The organism is Limnohabitans sp. JirII-31 (genome assembly GCF_002778315.1).
Classification (GTDB): domain Bacteria; phylum Pseudomonadota; class Gammaproteobacteria; order Burkholderiales; family Burkholderiaceae_C; genus Limnohabitans.
Genome location: NZ_NESA01000001.1, coordinates 690,040 through 706,342, shown reverse-complemented (window position 1 = coordinate 706,342; position 16,303 = coordinate 690,040). Strand labels below are relative to the sequence as shown.

Genomic DNA, 16,303 nt, shown 5'->3' with positions numbered 1-16,303 from the left:
GATGCCCGACAAAGCTTACGCCAGCCTCACTGCCAGTGCTTATTCGCGTCTGGCATATGGGTTTTTAGCCTTGTTCATGGTGGTGGTGCTGACGGGCGTAAGTTACCTCAGCCACAAGGACCGTGAGTCGCAGTTGGCCTTTGAGCTTCAACGTGCTCAGAGCAATGCGTTGGTGATGGAGGATCAGGCAACACAAACCTTGCAACTGATCGAAAATATGATTCGAGCCTTGCCTGAGTTGTCGGGGACACCTTTGAACAAGGCTTCTCCGCAAGAGCTCAACAGCCTGTTGTTGAGGATGCAATTCAGCCAGCCCGCGTTGCGGTCGCTGTCAATCATGACGGAGCAAGAGGGCATTCGTGCGAGTACCCATATGGCCAATTTGGGCCTCAAGCCGCCTTTGTATACCTTCACTCCCAACGACTCAGGAGCAGGGGCTTCATCGGTGTTGCGATTGGGGCCTGTGTGGGAGGGGCGGGACCTGTACAACGGTCGTATCACCAGTGCCAAGCAGCCTGGTGCAGCAAATTCGCCATATTTCATTCCTTTGGTTCTTCGACTTGGCGCAGGTCGCGAGCAAGTATGGGTCGTTGCGACGCTCAATCCTGACTATTTGTTGAACCGGTTTTCACGCTACAGCCAATCTGAGACAGATGGTTACGAGTTGGTGCGTTTTGACGGCAACACCTTACTTACCTCTGCCGAGCTGCCTTTGGGTTCGGTGTTTAGCCTTCCTGCTTTATTGCCAGAGATCCAGCGTCAAGAAATTGGTACTTACATGGGAGAGTTGTTGACTGCTTTTAGGGCTTCATCACGCTACCCATTCTTTGTTCTGTCTCATGTCCGTCGTGATTTGGTTTTATCGCAATGGGTCCACCGAACGTGGGAGTTGATGGGATGGACGCTGGCTGCCTTGATTGCTGTTTTAGGCATCACGATGTACCTGACCCACAGACTCAAAGTGAGTGAACGTGCAGAAAGGCAGCAACGTTTCGACTTGGCACGATCAAGAGACAAAGCTGAAGCTGCCACACGCGCCAAAAGCGATTTCTTGGCCAATATGAGTCATGAAATTCGCACTCCCATGAATGGCATCATCGGCATGACCCAACTGGCTCTGGAACAGCATTTGGCACCGCAAGCCGATACCTATGTTCGAGGTGCTCATACAGCCGCTGTGTCGCTGTTGGGTATCTTGAACGACATCCTTGATTTTTCAAAGATCGAAGCGGGAAAGTTGCAAATTGAATCGGTTGATTTCAATCTGAAACAGTTGATCGATGAAGTGTTATCGATTCAACGCATCGCGGCGCAGGCCAAAGGGCTGGAGGTTTCTTGTCGGATCGACTTGAATGTTCCGCGCTGGATCAAGGCCGATCCACTGCGTTTGTCTCAAGTACTCAACAATCTCATTGGCAACGCGGTCAAATTCACGCCGCGTGGCGCCGTGCGTGTTTTGGTTTCTCTGGCTGATCACTATCGACTGTGCGTCGAGGTTCAAGACGATGGCGTCGGAATGAGCGAGGAACAGTTGCTGCATCTGTTTCAACCGTTCAGCCAAGCTGACACATCCACCACACGTTTGTACGGTGGCACGGGCTTGGGACTGGCGATCAGTCAGCATTTGTCCGAACACATGGGTGGACACATTGATGTCAAAAGCACGCTAGGACAAGGCAGCCAATTCACACTTGAGTTGCCTTTCAAAGTTGCAGAAAAAGTTCCAGCTGTTTCGGGGCCTCAAACAGCAGATTCAGACAGTCCTTCGCACTTGGCAGGGGTCCGTGTGTTGCTGGTTGAAGACCATGCACTCAATCGTCAGCTGTTACTTGCATTGCTCAATCGTGTGCACGTTCACACCGAGTTTGCTCTGAATGGTCAAGAAGCGATTGATAAATTGAACGCCAGTCCTGACGGCTTTGATTTGGTGCTGATGGATGTCCAAATGCCTGTGATGGATGGCATCACGGCCACGCGACAATTACGCGCAGATTCTCGTTTTTCAAATTTACCCATCATTGCCGTGACTGCTAACGCCATGTCAGACGAGCGTGGCGACTGTTTGGATGCTGGGATGCAGGATTACTTGGTCAAGCCGATTGATCGACACGTGTTGTATCAAACCATGGCACGTTGGGTGGTTTTGAAGAGCTGAGTCTTTAAATCATGAATGAGTTGGCATGCTTTGATTGATACGATGTATATTATGTAAAGTTAAATAATCCAAATGAAATGCGGGTATTTGCCCCTCAGTTGGAAACGCCTTCGGCCCTATATTGAGCAGCCCTTCAAAATCAACAAATAAGCTTACCCAACCATGAGTTCAACAGACACAACATCCAAGCCTGTCCCAATGGACGTTCAGTTTGAATGTCAACAAAATTTAATCACGTTCATGGGCCACTTTGACATGGACGAATTTCAAGCCATGGAGGCTTATTTGGCCCCAGATGCTGTGTGGGTCCGTGCGGATGGTGTTTTGCATGGCCCGCAAGAATTGCGTGCATGGGCGGCCAAGCGACAACCCGGCATTTTGGTGCGTCATGTGCTTTCCAACTTTCGCTGCCGAGCCATCTCAGATACCGAGGTGCATGTTGACTCTTACGCCATGGTCTTTCGAAAAGACATGCAGCCTGGCGACAAAACTCCCGCGGGCATGGCTGGACCCGTGTTGATGGGCCGCTACGAAGATGTCATGCGCAACGTAAATGGGCGCTGGCTGATTGCCCATAAATCAGTTCAACTCGATTTCAAACTGGTTTAAGGGACACACACCATGCTGCCAGATTTGAAACTTCGCCACATGGGCATGTTTGTGTGGGACATTGACAAAATGGCCCAGTTTTACCAAGAGGTATTGGGTTTCTTGGTCACCGACAAAGGCTTTGTGCGTGACCACCATGTGGTCTTTTTCAGCCGTGATCCCAAGTCGCACCATCAGTTGGTCATGGAGACTGGGCGTCCGCCCGGCTCGGGACCGGGTTATGGTTTGCAACAAATCTCGTTTCAAGTGAATGATCTGAAAGACCTGCGGCTAATGCATGACTTGGTCAGCACGCGAGACGATGTAACCCTCATTCAAACCGTCGATCATGGCAATTCATGGTCTTTGTATTTCCGTGATCCCGAGGTCAACCGTGTCGAGATTTACCTCGACACGCCATGGCATGTTGAACAGCCTTATCTCGACATGCTCGATCTGACTTTGAGCGATGAAGCCATTCACCAAGTCACTGAACAGCGTTTGCGTGATAACCCATCGCGTAAGCCCATGCAGCAGTGGCAACACGAAATGGCTGAACGCATCACTCTGCTGTGACGTTGTAGCGGTTCACGGCGCTCACCCAGCGTTCAATTTCATCGCGCAAATAGTTCTGTTGCTGCGCGGCTGGTATGTTCAGCATGCGGCCTCCATCGCGCTCAACCTTGGCTGAAAAGTCAGGCTGTGCGTTGATGTTGGCCAAAGCTTCACGCAGTTTGGCCACCACAGGTGCTGGTGTGCCCGCAGGGGCAAAAATGCCAAACCAGCTCTCCCCTTCAAACTTCACCAAGCCAGTTTCGTTGACGGTCGGGACGTTAGGCAACTGAGGGCTGCGTGCGGCTGACGACACCACCAAGCCTTTGAGGCGACCCGACTGCACGTATTGCTTGGAGGCAGACATGTTGTCAAACATCACATCCAAGCGCCCACCCATCATTTCTTGGTGTGCAGGAGATGCGCCTTTGAAAGGAATGTGCAACATGTCTAGTCCCAAGCTGCTGGTCAAAATAGCACCCCACACATGTTGCAGCGTACCAATGCCTCCTGAACCGTAAGTCAATTTACCGGGACGTTCTTTGGCATAAGTCACGAACTCGGCCAAGTTGTTGACGGGCAAATCTGCACGTGTCAACAACACAAACGGATAAGCCGAGACATAGCCAAGACTGACGAAGTCTTTCTCGGGCGCATAGGACAAATTCTTGATGAGCGCTTTGTTCATCACCATGTTGAAGATGCCACCCACCATCAAGGTGTAGCCATCGGCAGGGGCTCGCGCCACAAATTCGGTGCCAATCAGTGAGCCTGCCCCTGTTTTGTTTTCGACCACCACGGGTTGACGCAAGATGTCAGAGAGCTTTTGTGCCACGCTGCGCCCCAAAATGTCGGTGCCTCCGCCTGGAGGTTGCGGCACCACCATGCGAATCGGCCGATTGGGATAGTCTTGTGCTTGCGCATGCGCACTGAACAACATCGCCATCGCAATGCATGCGAACTGACAACGGTGAAAGATATTTTTTAGCACGCGCATCCCAGTCTCCTTGTGTTTAAAAAAATCCTAACACTGGAAATTTTTAATACACCGGGCATCTTCCCCAGTGCAGTTTGTCACTCAAGCGTCACAGCAATATCTGTGCTGAACCACAGAATATCCAAAACTATTTTTAAATTAACACCGGAGTCAGGGATGAAACTTGCAACTGTCGAGATCAACGGCCAGGCACACTTTGGTGCCATCACTGCACAAGGGTTCATTGACCTGGGTGAGCGTTTAGGGGCGCGTTGCAAGGACTTGGTCGAATTGTTGAGTCGTGATCTGTTGCAAGAAGCCTCTCAGATCGTGGCCAACACAACCCAGGCCGACCACCCATTGGCCAACTTGAAATTTTTACCAGTCAACCCTCGCTTAGACATGCGTATGTTTGCGCTGGGTTGGGCTTACAAGGCCCACCAACTAGAGGCCGGCAAAGAAGATCTGCTGCATCCCAATATGTTCAGCAAACACCCGCAATCCTTGGTCGGGCATGACCAACCGATCGTTTTACCGAAGGTCTCGGATCGTTTTGATTTTGAAGGTGAAGTCGCCATCATGATTGGCAAAGCAGGCCGACACATTGCCGTCAAAGATGCCATGTCGCACATTGCGGGTTACAGCATCGTGATGGATGGCTCACTGCGCGACTACCAAAAGCACAGCGTCACAGCAGGTAAAAACTTTGATGCCAGCAGCTCGTTTGGCCCCTGGTTAGTGACGCGCGATGAAATTGACGACCCCAAGAGCATGGTGCTCACAACCCGCCTGAATGGTGCAGTGATGCAACACAGCGGGTTTGACTTGATGGCTTGGGACTTGGCTGAACTGGTGCACTACATCTCGGGCATTTGTCGCTTAGAGCCCGGTGACGTGATAGCAACCGGAACTCCAGGCGGTGTGGGCCACCGACGTGACCCCCAAATTTTCATGAAAGCTGGCGACGTGCTGGAGGTTGAAGTTACCCCCTTGGGTATCTTGCGCAACCAAGTCGTCGCTGAATGAGCTTTATTGCCCCAACTCTCTGATTTCCCAGGCAACGGTGAATGCGCGAATGTAAAACGCGCTTTGCGTGCGCTCCGCTTTGAGCGCCAGGTCCAGCGCGTTCACGTGCAATTGATTGCGCGGTGTGGGATCGGCGCCTTCCTCTAGCAAAAGTTTCACCGACAGTGGTGTGCCGTAATACGCTGCCATCATCAAGGGTGTCGTGCCATTGGGAGATTCCGCATCGATGTAGGCATTGTTGTCTAGCAATAAACGCATCATGGCGGTATGACCTTTGGTCGCTGCGTAATGCAGTGGTGTCCAGCCTTTGCGGTTGACTTCTGCCCCCCGATCGATCAGTACCTGTGCCACGTCGAGTTGGTTGTTCAACGCAGCCAGCATCAAGGGGGTTTCGTCCACAGAATTCACCACATTGACCTGAGTCTTGGGGTGTTGCGCCAACAACATGGCCGATTTGGCCGCCCCCAAACGAGTGGCAACTGCGAGCGCAGGTACGCCGTTTTCATTGGGCGTGTTCGGGTCCATGCCACGAGACAAGAGTCGTTGAATTTCTTGTGCGTTGTCAAACTCAAAGGCCTTGAAAAAATCTTCGTAGGCCCCGGCATGGGCCCATGACACGAGCAGCCACAAAGCAATGCCGCAGAGTAGGCGAGAAAAACTTTTCATTTGGTAACGGCTGAAAAAAGACGGTCAAAGTTCTCGCTGGTGATGCGCGCCACCTCTTCTACCGCGAGGCCACGGATTTGCGCAATTTGTTGCGCCACAAAAGGCACATACGACGGGTTGTTGGTTTTGCCACGGTGTGGCACGGGTGCCAAGTAAGGGCTGTCGGTTTCAATCAGGATACGCTCCATCGGCACAAACGCTGCCACGTCGCGCAAGTCTTGGGCGTTCTTGAAAGTCAAGATGCCCGAAAACGAAATGTAAAAACCCAAATCCAACCCAGCACGCGCGACTTCTGCCGTTTCTGTGAAACAGTGGAACACCCCCCCTGCACTGCCGGCTGACCCGTCTTCGCCTTCTTCTTTCAACATGCGCAAGGTGTCTTCTGAGGAGCTGCGGGTGTGAATCACCAGAGGCAATCGGGTCTGCTGTGCCGCACGAATGTGAACTCTGAAGCGCTCACGCTGCCATGCCATGTCGGCCACGCTGCGCTCACCCAATCGGTAGTAATCCAGCCCTGTTTCGCCAATGCCCACCACACGTGGCAATTGCGCACGGGTGACCAAGTCTTCGACGGTGGGTTCTTGCACGCCCTCGTTGTCAGGGTGCACGCCCACCGTGGCCCAAAAGTTGTCGTACTGCATGGCCAGGTCGTGGACTTGGGGGAACTTTTCCAGCGTGGTGCTGATTACCAAGGCGCGCGTCACCTGGGCCGTGGCCATGTCAGCGCGAATAGCGCCCATGTTCTCAGCGAGTTCAGGGAAATTGATGTGGCAATGGGAGTCGGTGAACATAGGTACTCAAGATTTGGCGCGCAAAGCCAGTTGTGCGCGCGCCACCAAGGCTTCAAACATCAGCCCCGCGTTGAACGGATGCTCGGCGGTGCGAGCCGCTTGCATCAGATCACGCGACCACTGGCTGAGCGATGCCACGCTGCCTGCAGCAGGCAAATCGGCGGGCATGAAAAAACGAGGCGCCGCGCCGGTACGCATGGCCAACAAGTCGTGACAGAGTTTTTGCAACATGGCAATGGCTTGAGCCGGGGTGCCGTCAGACACGGCCGACACATCGCCACGCGCAATCGCTTTGGGCAAGGCGGCCCAATGGGCCGCTTTCAAACCGCTGCCTGCCAATGCCAACGCGTCTTCAGTACGTCCGCCAGCGGCACGCAGCAGCACAGGGGCATCGGCATCCGACACGCCCTGCCCTTGCAACCAGGCCAGGGATTCGTCCACATTGGGCCACACCATGGTGTGGGTTTGGCAACGGCTGCGAATGGTGGGCAGCAACATGTGGGCGGCTTCACTGGCCAGCACAAAGCGGGTTTCGCCCGGTGGCTCTTCCAGAGTTTTCAAGATGGTGTTGGCCGTGATGTGGTTCATGCGCTCTGCCGGATACACCAGCACCACCTTGGTTTTGCCACCCGAGCGGGTTTGTTGGCTAAAGCCCACCATGTCGCGCGCGGCTTCTACCCGAATTTCTTTGCTGGGTTTGCGCTTTTTATCGTCCAGGTCTTTCTGGGTTTTTTCGTCCAGCGGCCAACGCAGTTCCAGTGCCAGGGTTTCAGGCATCAAGGTGCACAAGTCGGCATGGGTGCGCACATCCACGGCGTGGCAACTGCGGCATTGATAGCAAGCGCCATGGGCCGTGGGCTGATCACACAACCATGCGCGTGCCAACTCCAAGGCCAGGGTGTACTGACCCAAGCCAGACGGGCCTTGCAACAACCACGCATGGCCTTGGCGCGCCAGCAAGGTGGTGAGTTGACCTTGCAACCATGGGCTGAGTACAGGGCGGGTGTGGGGAGATGTTTCGCTCACGCAGTTAACCATTTGTGTTGCACAAACTGCTGGTGCAGTTGTTGCCAGACTGCATCGCGTGTTTGCGCGGCGTCTAAACGCACAAAGCGTTGTGGATCGCCTTGTGCACGCTGTGCGTAGCCGTCGGAGACCTTTTGAAAGAACGCCACAGGCTGAGACTCGAAGCGGTCTGGCACACGGGCCCCGGCCAATCGCTCAGCAGCGATGTCGGGTTGGAGTTCAAACCACACCGTCACATCGGGTTGGCGCAAGCCTGTGGGCGTGTGCTGCACCCAGGCTTCCAGTTGTTGCAACACGGTGATGTCAAAGCCACGGCCACTGCCTTGGTAGGCAAAGGTGGCATCGGTGAAACGGTCGCATAACACCACCTCACCACGGGCCAGAGCGGGCTCGATGATTTGCTGCAAATGGTCACGACGTGCGGCAAAAATCAACAAGGCTTCGGTCAGTGGGTCCATGGCGTCGTGCAACACCATGTCGCGCAACTTTTCGGCCAATGGCGTGCCGCCAGGCTCGCGGGTGAGCGTGACGTGACGGCCCTGCGCTTTGAACGCCTTGGCCAGTCCGTCAATGTGGGTGGACTTGCCAGCGCCGTCGATGCCTTCAAAACTAATGAACAAACCGGTGTGTGTCATAAAACCTTCAGAGCCGCTATTTTGCCTGCGTCGCTGTGGCACCCAGACGTTGGTAGCGGTTGACTGCGGCGTTGTGGGCATCCAGCGAATCGCTGAACTGACTGCTGCCGTCGCCCCGCGCCACAAAGTACAGCGCTTGGCTGCTGGCCGGTTGCACCGCCGCTTTCAGGGCGTTGCGTCCTGGCATGGCAATGGGGGTGGGGGGCAGGCCTTTGCGGGTGTAGGTGTTCCAGGGATGGTCGGTACGCAAGTCTGATCGGCGCAAATTGCCGTCAAACGACTCGCCTAACCCATAGATCACGGTGGGATCGGTTTGCAGCGGCATGCCAAGGCGCAGACGGTTGTGAAACACGCTGCTGATCATGGTGCGGTCGCTCTCTCGGCCAGTTTCTTTTTCCACAATGCTGGCCAGAACCAAGGCCTCCTCGGCGTTTTGTAGTGCCACATTGGGGGCGCGCTGGGCCCACACGGCGGCCAAATGTTTTGTCATGGCCTTGGCGGCACGCTGCATCAGGTGCAACTCGGAGCTGCCTTTGCCGTAGGTGTAGGTGTCGGGGTAGAAGCGTCCTTCAGGTGCAGTGCCAGGCAGGCCTAGGGCCGTCATCACCGCTTCGTCTGCCAACCCTGCGCTGTCGTGTTTGAGGCCTTCAGCCTTGGCCAAGGCTGCCCTGAACTGCCGCCACGTCCAGCCCTCCACCAGGGTCACGGCCTTGAGGCTTTCTTCGCCCCGACTGAGTTTGCGCAGCACATCGAGGGCGGTGTTGCCTTGGGTGATTTCGTAGCTGCCAGCGCGCAGCTTGCGCGACTGGCCACTGGCTCTGAAAAACACATACAACACATCGGGGTCGATGTTGACGCCCGACGCCACCACCACTTGTGCAATGCCTCGCACCGGCGTTTGGGGCTCGATGGACACATCCACCGTCGCCGCAGTCAATGGCAAAGGTCGCAACACCCACCAAGCGGCGGCACTTGCAGCCAGGACCAGCGCGCACGCCAATGTCCAGAAGATCCGTTTGACATGCCTTGTCACAACCCTGTTCCCGTCTCGATGTTGAAGCGGGCATGATAATTCAGCCATGCCTTTGACCCCTTCCCCCCTGCCCCACGGCGTGAGCCCGCTGCCTGACCTCGGCGTGATCCGTGTCAGCGGTGCCGACGCCGCCAACTTTTTGCACAACCAACTCACGCAAGACGTGCTGCTGCTGGATGCGCAGCATGGCCGCTTGGCGGCTTACTGCAATGCCAAAGGCCGCATGCAAGCCAGCTTTGTGCTGTACAAGCGTGCTGCCGACGAGGTGTTGTTGGTGTGCCGCCGCGACTTACTGGCTCAAACCCTCAAACGCTTGTCGATGTTTGTGCTGCGCGCCAAAGCCAAACTGAGCGATGCCACCGCCGAGTTCACGTTGCTGGGCCTATCGGGCGATGTAGTGCAACACGTGTGCGGTCCTCATGCATCCACGGCTCCCTGGTTGCGTCATGTGGTGAACGAGGGGGCCGACAGCGCCGATGTGCTGACCCTCTACCCCTCACAGGATGTGACACGTGCCTTGTGGCTGGCCCCGGTTAACAGCGTCGCGTCCTCTGCGTTGACAGGTTTCGCCACGTTGACGTCAGAGTCATGGCATGTGGGCGAGGTCATGAGTGGCGTGGCTTGGGTTGAGCAAGCGACCTTTGAAGCCTTTGTGCCGCAGATGCTCAACTATGAGTCGGTGGATGGGGTGAACTTTAAAAAAGGCTGCTACCCCGGCCAAGAGGTGGTGGCGCGCAGCCAGTTCCGTGGCACCTTGAAGCGCCGTGCCTTCATTGTGCAAGCCGATGTGCCCATGCGTGCGGGCCAAGAAGTTTTTTCCAACGCAGACGCCACACAGCCCTGTGGCTTGGTGGCTCAAGCTGCGACCGATGGCGACTGTCATGTGGCCATCGCCGAGTTGCAGCTCTCAGCCACCCAAGGGCACAGCCTGCATTTGGGCGCTGCGCAAGGTTCCCTGCTGCACTTGTTGCCCCTGCCCTATCCGCTGCGCGACGACATTTGAGCAAACGACACTTGCTCGCTACGCGTCAGTGTTCTATCTGCTGAATCGTGTGATCGTGGCCAGTGCGATGGCAACCAGATTGGATTTGCCCTGAGTCACAGCATAGACGTTGGCCATGCACACCAAGTTGCGGCTCGCTGATTTCAGCACCCGACCTTCGGCTCGCAACTGTTCTCCGATTCCGGGGGCTATCAGATTGAGTTTGTATTCCGAGGTCACCACATTACCCACCACAGACGCGGCTGCCCAAGCACAGGCACTGTCTGCCAAGAAACCGATCACCGCACCATGCGCGAAACCCATGTGCATGGTCAGATCAGGCCGAAGCGTCACCGAAAGGTGGGCTATGCCATCACCGTACTCTCCCAACTCAGCGCCTAGCATCTGCGCGAACGGCGTTATTTTGATCACGGCTTCAAGGTCAGCGCGCGCCAGTGGTGTCAAAGCGCTTACGTTGTTTTCCTGTGTCCGATGCATGATGGTCTCCTGTTGATGCAGGTTAACTGTGCGTCGCGACGCCGACCTCAACAAGCGCATGTGTGACATCCAGACGCTGCGTTCGTGCAGCGCGTTCACACCAAGCTGCGGCGCATCTCAATGTGGGGGATGCCCACCTCGTCAAACGGCTCGCCATACGGCTCAAAGCCTTGGCGTTTGTAAAAACCTTCGGCGCTGCGTTGCGCATGCAAACGCACTTCGGTGTCTCCGCGTGCCAGCGCGGCTTGCACCAACGCCTCTAACAACTGGTGGCCAAAGCCCGAGCCGCGCATCAGCCGCGTCACGGCCATGCGACCCATCTGCGCCACACCCGCTTCGGGTTGTAGCAAGCGCGCCGTGCCCAACGGCACACCGTAGCGGTTGCTCAGCACGGCGTGCACGGCGGTGGCGTCGGCCGCATCCCATTCGTCTTCGGGGGCAATGCCTTGTTCGCCCACAAACACATCGGTGCGCACGGCTTGGGCAGAGGCTTGCAGCACATCCCAGGCGCCCACTTGGCAGGTGGTCATGGCTTCACCGACTTCAAAGCCCTGAAAAATGGCACGCAAGCTCTCGGGCACAGGCAGCGAAGTTTGCGTGGCTGGGTTGGCATACACATAAATTAGCTCGCCTGTGATCAGCAGTTGGTCACCACAAAAAATACCACCCACAAATTGAATCGATGAATTGCCAATGCGTTGGCATTTCAGACCCACGTCCAGTTGGTCGTCGTAACGGGCTGAGGCGTGGTATTCCACGCTGGCTTTCTTCACATACAAGTCGCCGCCCAAGGCATGCATGGTCTGCTCATACGGCAAGGCCAGCGCGCGCCAGTAGTCGGCCATGGCGGTGTCAAAGTACATCAGGTAGTGGCCGTTGAAAACAATTTTTTGCATGTCCACCTCGGCCCAACGCACGCGCAGGCGATGCAGCAAGCGAAAGTCGTTGCGAGTCATAGCTGGTCTCCAAAGGCATGGCGCAGGGCACGTGCCGCATCGGCATGGGCGCTCAACGCCTCAGGGATGACGCGGCCCATCTGGATGAAGCTGTGCACCACGCCCTTGTAAATTTCCAAGTCCACCGACACGCCTTGTGCCCGCAAATGGTCGGCATAGGCCACGCCCTCGTCGACCAGCGGGTCGCACTCGGCCAATCCCAGCCATGCGGGAGCCACGCCTGAAACGTTGTCTACCAACAGCGGCGAAAACCGTGGGTCGCGTCGATCGGCAGCGTTGGGCAGGTAGTGCTTGTAAAAGTAATCGATGCTCGACTTCTCCAGCAGAAAACCTTTCTCGAACGTGTGTGCCGAAGCCATGTGGTCGGGCGAGCAACCGGGGTAAAACATCAGTTGCAGCTTCAGATCAATGCCCGCATCGCGCGCTGCGATGGCGGTGGCAGCCGTCAATGTGCCCCCTGCACTGTCGCCACCAATGGCCATGCGCGTCGGGTCAAGCCCCAGCTCTGGCGCGTGCTGCACCAACCACTGTAAGGCGTCGAAGGCGTCGTGGTGCGCGGTGGGAAAGGTGTGTTCGGGTGCTAGGCGATAGTCCAGCGACAACACCGCGCACTGGGCCAAATGGGCCAGGTGTTTGCACAAGGCTTCATGGGTTTGCGGGCTGCCCACCGTGAACCCACCGCCATGAAAGTAGAGCAACACGGGCATCTGAGGCTTGGGGTGTTGCGCCCACAACTTGGCAGGCAGCAATGCGCCGTCGCGTGTGGGGATGTGCAAGGTGTCGTCACGCGCCATTTTTTGCGGGTCAGGCTCCAACACACCCGCGCCAGCGGCATAGGCCTCTTTGGCTTGTTGGGCGCTCAACATGGCGATGGGCGGGCGACCGGCTTTGGCAATGGCGTGCAGCACCTGGCGCATGGCGGGTGTGAGCAGACTTTGAGGGTTGCGAGGGTGACTCATGGGGCGTGCATTTCGTGAAAGAGGCTTTTATAGTTTGCCATGGCTCAAATTCTCTACCTCACGAACATTCAGATCGACTTTGGCGTGCTCAGCACCTTGGCGGCTGAATGTCAAAAAGCACACATCCTGCGCCCCCTCATCGTCACCGATGCCGGTGTCAAAGCGGTGGGCATTTTGCAAAAAGCGCTCGACGCCTTGCCGGGTGTCGCGGTGGCGGTGTTTGACCAAACCCCTTCCAACCCAACCGAGGCCGCCGTGCGTGCTGCTGTGGCGGTGTACCACGCCCACCAATGCGATGGTCTGATTGCCCTGGGTGGCGGCTCGTCCATCGACTGCGCCAAAGGCGTGGCCATTGCGGCCACCCATCCGGGCCCGCTCAAAACCTACGCCACCATCGAAGGCGGGTCACCCAAAATCACGTCAGCCGTGGCCCCGTTGATTGCGGTGCCCACCACTGCCGGCACCGGCAGCGAGGTGGCGCGCGGCGCCATTGTGATCGTGGACGATGGCCGCAAGCTCGGCTTTCATTCATGGGACCTGATGCCCAAGGCGGCGCTGCTCGACCCCGAACTCACCCTGGGCTTGCCGCCCCTGCTCACCGCAGCCACCGGCATGGATGCCATCGCCCACTGCATGGAGACCTTCATGGCGGTGCCCTTCAACCCGCCCGCAGACGGCATTGCGCTGGACGGCTTGACCCGAGGCTGGGCCCACATCGAACGCGCCACGGCCAACGGCCAAGACCGCGAGGCACGCCTGAACATGATGAGTGCCTCCATGCAAGGTGCCATGGCGTTTCAAAAGGGTTTGGGCTGCGTGCACTCGCTGAGTCACAGTCTGGGCGGCGTCAACCCACGCCTGCACCACGGCACCTTGAATGCCATGTTCTTGCCTGCGGTGGTGCGCTTCAATGCGGCCGCCGAGTCGGTGCAGCGCGAGCGGCGCCTGCAGCGCATGGCCTATGCCATGGGGCTGGGCAGCATCGGGGATGCCTCGACATCCGCCGCCTCAGCCGCTCAGGCTGCCGAGGCGGTGGCGCAGGCCATCACGGCCATGAATGCACGCCTGGGTTTGCCCCAGGGGTTGGCGCAGATGGGCGTGGCGCGCGCTTGTTTTGACGCCGTGATTGAAGGTGCGCTGGCAGACCATTGCCACAAAACCAACCCTCGCCTAGCGAGCGCTCAGGACTACCGAGACATGCTGGAAGCTGCGCTGTGATGTTTCACCCAGGCCACGTATTGGTTCATCCAGCCTTGAAGAAACTTTTGACTGCCCTCGCCAATTCCACCATCGGGGCCAAACAGCTCCTCTTTGGCTTGAATGAATGCTTCAGGTTGACCCAGTGTTGGGACATCTAAATAAGCCAGAACATTGCGCAAGTGTTGTTGTGCCAATGCGGTGCCAATCGCTCCTACCGAAACACCCAACACGCCAGCAGGTTTGCCTGCCCACGCACTTTGACCGTAAGGGCGCGACGCATGATCGATGGCATTTTTGAGCACACCAGGGATGGATCGGTTGTATTCAGGTGTGACAAAGAGCAGTCCATGCGCCATCTTGATGTCCGCTTTCAGGCGCAAAACAGATGCGGCCTGTTGGGCATCATCGTCTTGGTTGTAAAGCGGCAGATCGTTGATTTGCGCCTGCTTGAACGAAAAGTCCGGTGGTGCTAGCTTAGCCATGGCAGTGGCCAATCTTCGGTTGAAAGAATCTTGACGCAGGCTGCCAATTAAGACGGTGATCTGATATTGACCCATCACGTTCTCCTATCAATGACGAAGTGTCTGAGCTTACGCAATATGCCCAGCGTAAGCAATCCACCCGCCGCTTCACAGTCTATGCAGGGTTTGGGTATGCGGCCGGTCTAGCCAGTCGGCCAACTCATCGGCCAATTGCTGACTCGCCGATGCAGCCTGTTGCCAAACCTTCACGCGTGTATCGAAGTCATGGGCGTAGGTCACAAAGTCGGACCGGTCTGGTAGTTTGCCGTTGGGCAGCGTGCGCACCCACTCGGGGTTGGGCGCCAACACCACAGCATGGTCTAAAAAAGCGCTGGACCGATGGCGCCACTTCAGCGCCTTGTCCAACCAGCCAGGCACCACAGCCTGCTGAAAGTGTGGATACAGCACGATGGGGCTGGTGGACGACGGTGTGTAGTTCAGGTGCAAGTGGTAGTCGGTGATGCCGCCATCCCAATACGCCCCTCGGGGTGCGCCAGGAATGTCATGCACAGCTTGCAATACAAACGGGATCGAGCAACTGGCCTGCAAGGCGGGCATGAAGTTGACCTCCGTCAGTGCCACCTGTTGCGTTGCAAAGTCGTTCGTACCAAACGGCAAATCCAGCCCATGCCTTGTGCCCTGTGCACTTTTGTGGGGGCTTGAAAATACCACCCGCTCCAGCCACCAGCCCATGGCTTTGCGTTGTACGGCATTGCACACATACGCTCCCGCATAGCCCATCGGCGTGAGCCATGCGTGTTCGCGGTGCAGAAGGTGACGCCCGTGAGAGGTCATCACATGCAAGCGATAGCGTGGGTGATTCAACACCTCCGTCATGCGCCCTTCATAAAAGGCCTGCAAGCTCTGCCTAAAAGCCTCACTCACTTGTTGCGGGCTGAGGCGCTTTTGGCCCGGGGGTGGTTCATAGCGTTGCTGGATGTAGTCGTGCTCCAAACGCTCAAAGCCTGCCACCGCTTGGTTCAAGCATGCGGTGGCCATGCGCCAGGCGCCAATGGAGGCGCCGACCAGGTCAATGGGTTGCGTGCTCTGGGGTAACCATTCGCCAAAGATGAAGCGGTCTAAGGGGCCCAGAATCAAACCCTTGGGTCCACCTGCTGCCCCTGGAATCACACCCACATGTTCTGGAAGCAAGCCGTGTTGCGCGATGTGCGCACGTGCTTTGGGGCCTGCGTAAAGGTGAAGGGCCTTCATAGACGACAACTGCGCTCAAAGCTGACTGGGTATGTCGCGCAAAAACACCGGCAAGTCCATGACCGGCGGTCGGACACCGCACTGGCAGATCATGTCGGCCACAACGCCTCGGTGATAGGTTTTGTGGTTCACCACATGCAGCAATATGTCGTCTCGGGTCATCTGGCCGTGGCCACCATCGACAAATTCAAAGCTCAGCAGTTCGTCATGTGCGGCGGGTGTCAATTGATCGGCGTAGGCGATGTACCACTGGTCTAGGGCCGTTTGAGCTGCGGCCAAGGCTGTCAGCAACATGTCTTGTTGTGGCACTCGGGAACGCATGCCATGTGGCATACCTTCAAGGTGGGCCTTCCAGATCACATCCACCACTTGCGCATGTTGCAATGTGTTGGCCATGTTGCCAAACACCGTTGGACGGGGCGCCATCACCGCGTCTTCGGGCAACTCGGCCAGAGCAGCAAACAACACCTGATTGGCCCAGGCGTTGTAGCGGGTGAGCATGCGGATGTTGCGGGTGATGGACATGA

General features: G+C 56.8%; 18 protein-coding genes. 6 read left to right on the top strand and 12 right to left on the bottom strand.

Going from position 1 to position 16,303, the window contains the following annotated elements; translation table 11 throughout:
- Position 1: 1 nt before the first annotated feature.
- From B9Z41_RS03370 to B9Z41_RS03360, 3 genes are all read left to right on the top strand, one after another.
- On the top strand, positions 2 to 2,155 hold the full coding sequence (locus tag B9Z41_RS03370; protein WP_100144954.1) for an ATP-binding protein: 2,154 nt from the start codon (positions 2 to 4) through the stop codon (positions 2,153 to 2,155).
- A 162-nt stretch (positions 2,156 to 2,317) separates the two neighbouring features.
- Positions 2,318 to 2,764 carry a nuclear transport factor 2 family protein gene (locus B9Z41_RS03365; protein WP_100144952.1) on the top strand — a complete coding sequence of 149 codons (447 nt, stop codon included), beginning with the start codon at positions 2,318 to 2,320 and terminating at the stop codon, positions 2,762 to 2,764.
- 12 nt (positions 2,765 to 2,776) lie between these two features.
- Positions 2,777 to 3,319 carry a VOC family protein gene (locus tag B9Z41_RS03360; RefSeq protein WP_100144950.1) on the top strand — a complete coding sequence of 181 codons (543 nt, stop codon included), beginning with the start codon at positions 2,777 to 2,779 and terminating at the stop codon, positions 3,317 to 3,319.
- On the opposite strand, the gene B9Z41_RS03355 is transcribed toward B9Z41_RS03360, so the two are convergent.
- Entirely contained in the window at positions 3,306 to 4,292 is a 987-nt protein-coding gene (locus tag B9Z41_RS03355) for a tripartite tricarboxylate transporter substrate binding protein (protein WP_100144948.1), read from the bottom strand. The two genes, B9Z41_RS03360 and B9Z41_RS03355, sit on opposite strands and share 14 nt — an antisense overlap.
- Positions 4,293 to 4,448: 156 nt before the next feature.
- Here B9Z41_RS03355 and B9Z41_RS03350 point away from each other — a divergent pair, with 156 nt between their 5' ends.
- Entirely contained in the window at positions 4,449 to 5,297 is an 849-nt protein-coding gene (locus B9Z41_RS03350) for a fumarylacetoacetate hydrolase family protein (protein ID WP_100144946.1), read from the top strand.
- A gap of 3 nt (positions 5,298 to 5,300) precedes the next feature.
- Here B9Z41_RS03350 and B9Z41_RS03345 read toward each other — a convergent pair whose 3' ends face one another.
- From B9Z41_RS03345 to mltG, 5 genes are read right to left on the bottom strand one after another with little or no spacing between them, the layout of a single operon-like run.
- Positions 5,301 to 5,963 (bottom strand): ankyrin repeat domain-containing protein, encoded by a 663-nt coding sequence (locus B9Z41_RS03345; protein WP_100144944.1) that lies wholly within the window; start codon positions 5,961 to 5,963, stop codon positions 5,301 to 5,303.
- Positions 5,960 to 6,754 carry a TatD family hydrolase gene (locus tag B9Z41_RS03340; RefSeq protein ID WP_100144942.1) on the bottom strand — a complete coding sequence of 265 codons (795 nt, stop codon included), beginning with the start codon at positions 6,752 to 6,754 and terminating at the stop codon, positions 5,960 to 5,962. The genes B9Z41_RS03345 and B9Z41_RS03340 overlap by 4 nt, the downstream gene beginning before the upstream one ends.
- 6 nt (positions 6,755 to 6,760) lie before the next feature.
- Complete coding sequence (locus tag B9Z41_RS03335) at positions 6,761 to 7,792, bottom strand: DNA polymerase III subunit delta' (RefSeq protein ID WP_100144940.1); 1,032 nt, start codon at positions 7,790 to 7,792, stop codon at positions 6,761 to 6,763.
- Positions 7,777 to 8,415, bottom strand: coding sequence for a dTMP kinase (gene tmk, locus B9Z41_RS03330; RefSeq protein ID WP_100144938.1), 639 nt, complete (start codon positions 8,413 to 8,415; stop codon positions 7,777 to 7,779). The genes B9Z41_RS03335 and tmk overlap by 16 nt, the downstream gene beginning before the upstream one ends.
- Before the next feature lie 16 nt (positions 8,416 to 8,431).
- Complete coding sequence (gene mltG, locus B9Z41_RS03325; protein ID WP_233202481.1) at positions 8,432 to 9,448, bottom strand: endolytic transglycosylase MltG; 1,017 nt, start codon at positions 9,446 to 9,448, stop codon at positions 8,432 to 8,434.
- Positions 9,449 to 9,494: 46 nt separating this feature from the next.
- Between mltG and B9Z41_RS03320 the strand changes: the two genes are divergently transcribed.
- Entirely contained in the window at positions 9,495 to 10,451 is a 957-nt protein-coding gene (locus B9Z41_RS03320; protein WP_100144934.1) for a folate-binding protein YgfZ, read from the top strand.
- A 33-nt stretch (positions 10,452 to 10,484) separates the two neighbouring features.
- Here B9Z41_RS03320 and B9Z41_RS03315 read toward each other — a convergent pair whose 3' ends face one another.
- The 3 genes from B9Z41_RS03315 to B9Z41_RS03305 form a co-directional block, all read right to left on the bottom strand.
- Complete coding sequence (locus B9Z41_RS03315) at positions 10,485 to 10,928, bottom strand: PaaI family thioesterase (protein WP_100145137.1); 444 nt, start codon at positions 10,926 to 10,928, stop codon at positions 10,485 to 10,487.
- 95 nt (positions 10,929 to 11,023) lie between these two features.
- Positions 11,024 to 11,884, bottom strand: coding sequence for a YbgC/FadM family acyl-CoA thioesterase (locus B9Z41_RS03310; protein ID WP_100144932.1), 861 nt, complete (start codon positions 11,882 to 11,884; stop codon positions 11,024 to 11,026).
- Positions 11,881 to 12,843 (bottom strand): alpha/beta hydrolase, encoded by a 963-nt coding sequence (locus B9Z41_RS03305; RefSeq protein WP_100144930.1) that lies wholly within the window; start codon positions 12,841 to 12,843, stop codon positions 11,881 to 11,883. The genes B9Z41_RS03310 and B9Z41_RS03305 overlap by 4 nt, the downstream gene beginning before the upstream one ends.
- Positions 12,844 to 12,882: 39 nt before the next feature.
- Between B9Z41_RS03305 and B9Z41_RS03300 the strand changes: the two genes are divergently transcribed.
- Positions 12,883 to 14,061, top strand: coding sequence for an iron-containing alcohol dehydrogenase (locus B9Z41_RS03300; RefSeq protein ID WP_100144928.1), 1,179 nt, complete (start codon positions 12,883 to 12,885; stop codon positions 14,059 to 14,061).
- Here the strand turns inward: B9Z41_RS03300 and B9Z41_RS03295 are convergent.
- From B9Z41_RS03295 to B9Z41_RS03285, 3 genes are all read right to left on the bottom strand, one after another.
- Complete coding sequence (locus B9Z41_RS03295; RefSeq protein ID WP_100144926.1) at positions 14,031 to 14,600, bottom strand: NADPH-dependent FMN reductase; 570 nt, start codon at positions 14,598 to 14,600, stop codon at positions 14,031 to 14,033. The two genes, B9Z41_RS03300 and B9Z41_RS03295, sit on opposite strands and share 31 nt — an antisense overlap.
- A gap of 72 nt (positions 14,601 to 14,672) precedes the next feature.
- A complete protein-coding gene (locus tag B9Z41_RS03290) occupies positions 14,673 to 15,776 on the bottom strand; it encodes a patatin-like phospholipase family protein (protein ID WP_100144924.1) in 1,104 nt (367 codons plus the stop codon).
- A gap of 15 nt (positions 15,777 to 15,791) precedes the next feature.
- Complete coding sequence (locus tag B9Z41_RS03285) at positions 15,792 to 16,301, bottom strand: DinB family protein (RefSeq protein ID WP_100144921.1); 510 nt, start codon at positions 16,299 to 16,301, stop codon at positions 15,792 to 15,794.
- Between the last annotated feature and the right edge of the window lie 2 nt (positions 16,302 to 16,303).

Coding starts and splice junctions, on each gene's coding strand:
- B9Z41_RS03360 (WP_100144950.1), top strand. CDS start 2,777: ATGCTGCCAGATTTGAAACTTCGCCACATGGGCATGTTTGTGTGGGAC.
- B9Z41_RS03315 (WP_100145137.1), bottom strand. CDS start 10,928: ATGCATCGGACACAGGAAAACAACGTAAGCGCTTTGACACCACTGGCG.
- B9Z41_RS03345 (WP_100144944.1), bottom strand. CDS start 5,963: ATGAAAAGTTTTTCTCGCCTACTCTGCGGCATTGCTTTGTGGCTGCTC.
- B9Z41_RS03285 (WP_100144921.1), bottom strand. CDS start 16,301: ATGTCCATCACCCGCAACATCCGCATGCTCACCCGCTACAACGCCTGG.
- tmk (WP_100144938.1), bottom strand. CDS start 8,415: ATGACACACACCGGTTTGTTCATTAGTTTTGAAGGCATCGACGGCGCT.
- B9Z41_RS03295 (WP_100144926.1), bottom strand. CDS start 14,600: ATGGGTCAATATCAGATCACCGTCTTAATTGGCAGCCTGCGTCAAGAT.
- B9Z41_RS03305 (WP_100144930.1), bottom strand. CDS start 12,843: ATGAGTCACCCTCGCAACCCTCAAAGTCTGCTCACACCCGCCATGCGC.
- B9Z41_RS03290 (WP_100144924.1), bottom strand. CDS start 15,776: ATGAAGGCCCTTCACCTTTACGCAGGCCCCAAAGCACGTGCGCACATC.
- B9Z41_RS03365 (WP_100144952.1), top strand. CDS start 2,318: ATGAGTTCAACAGACACAACATCCAAGCCTGTCCCAATGGACGTTCAG.
- B9Z41_RS03300 (WP_100144928.1), top strand. CDS start 12,883: ATGGCTCAAATTCTCTACCTCACGAACATTCAGATCGACTTTGGCGTG.
- B9Z41_RS03320 (WP_100144934.1), top strand. CDS start 9,495: ATGCCTTTGACCCCTTCCCCCCTGCCCCACGGCGTGAGCCCGCTGCCT.
- B9Z41_RS03340 (WP_100144942.1), bottom strand. CDS start 6,754: ATGTTCACCGACTCCCATTGCCACATCAATTTCCCTGAACTCGCTGAG.
- B9Z41_RS03335 (WP_100144940.1), bottom strand. CDS start 7,792: ATGGTTAACTGCGTGAGCGAAACATCTCCCCACACCCGCCCTGTACTC.
- B9Z41_RS03350 (WP_100144946.1), top strand. CDS start 4,449: ATGAAACTTGCAACTGTCGAGATCAACGGCCAGGCACACTTTGGTGCC.
- B9Z41_RS03370 (WP_100144954.1), top strand. CDS start 2: ATGCCCGACAAAGCTTACGCCAGCCTCACTGCCAGTGCTTATTCGCGT.
- B9Z41_RS03310 (WP_100144932.1), bottom strand. CDS start 11,884: ATGACTCGCAACGACTTTCGCTTGCTGCATCGCCTGCGCGTGCGTTGG.
- B9Z41_RS03355 (WP_100144948.1), bottom strand. CDS start 4,292: ATGCGCGTGCTAAAAAATATCTTTCACCGTTGTCAGTTCGCATGCATT.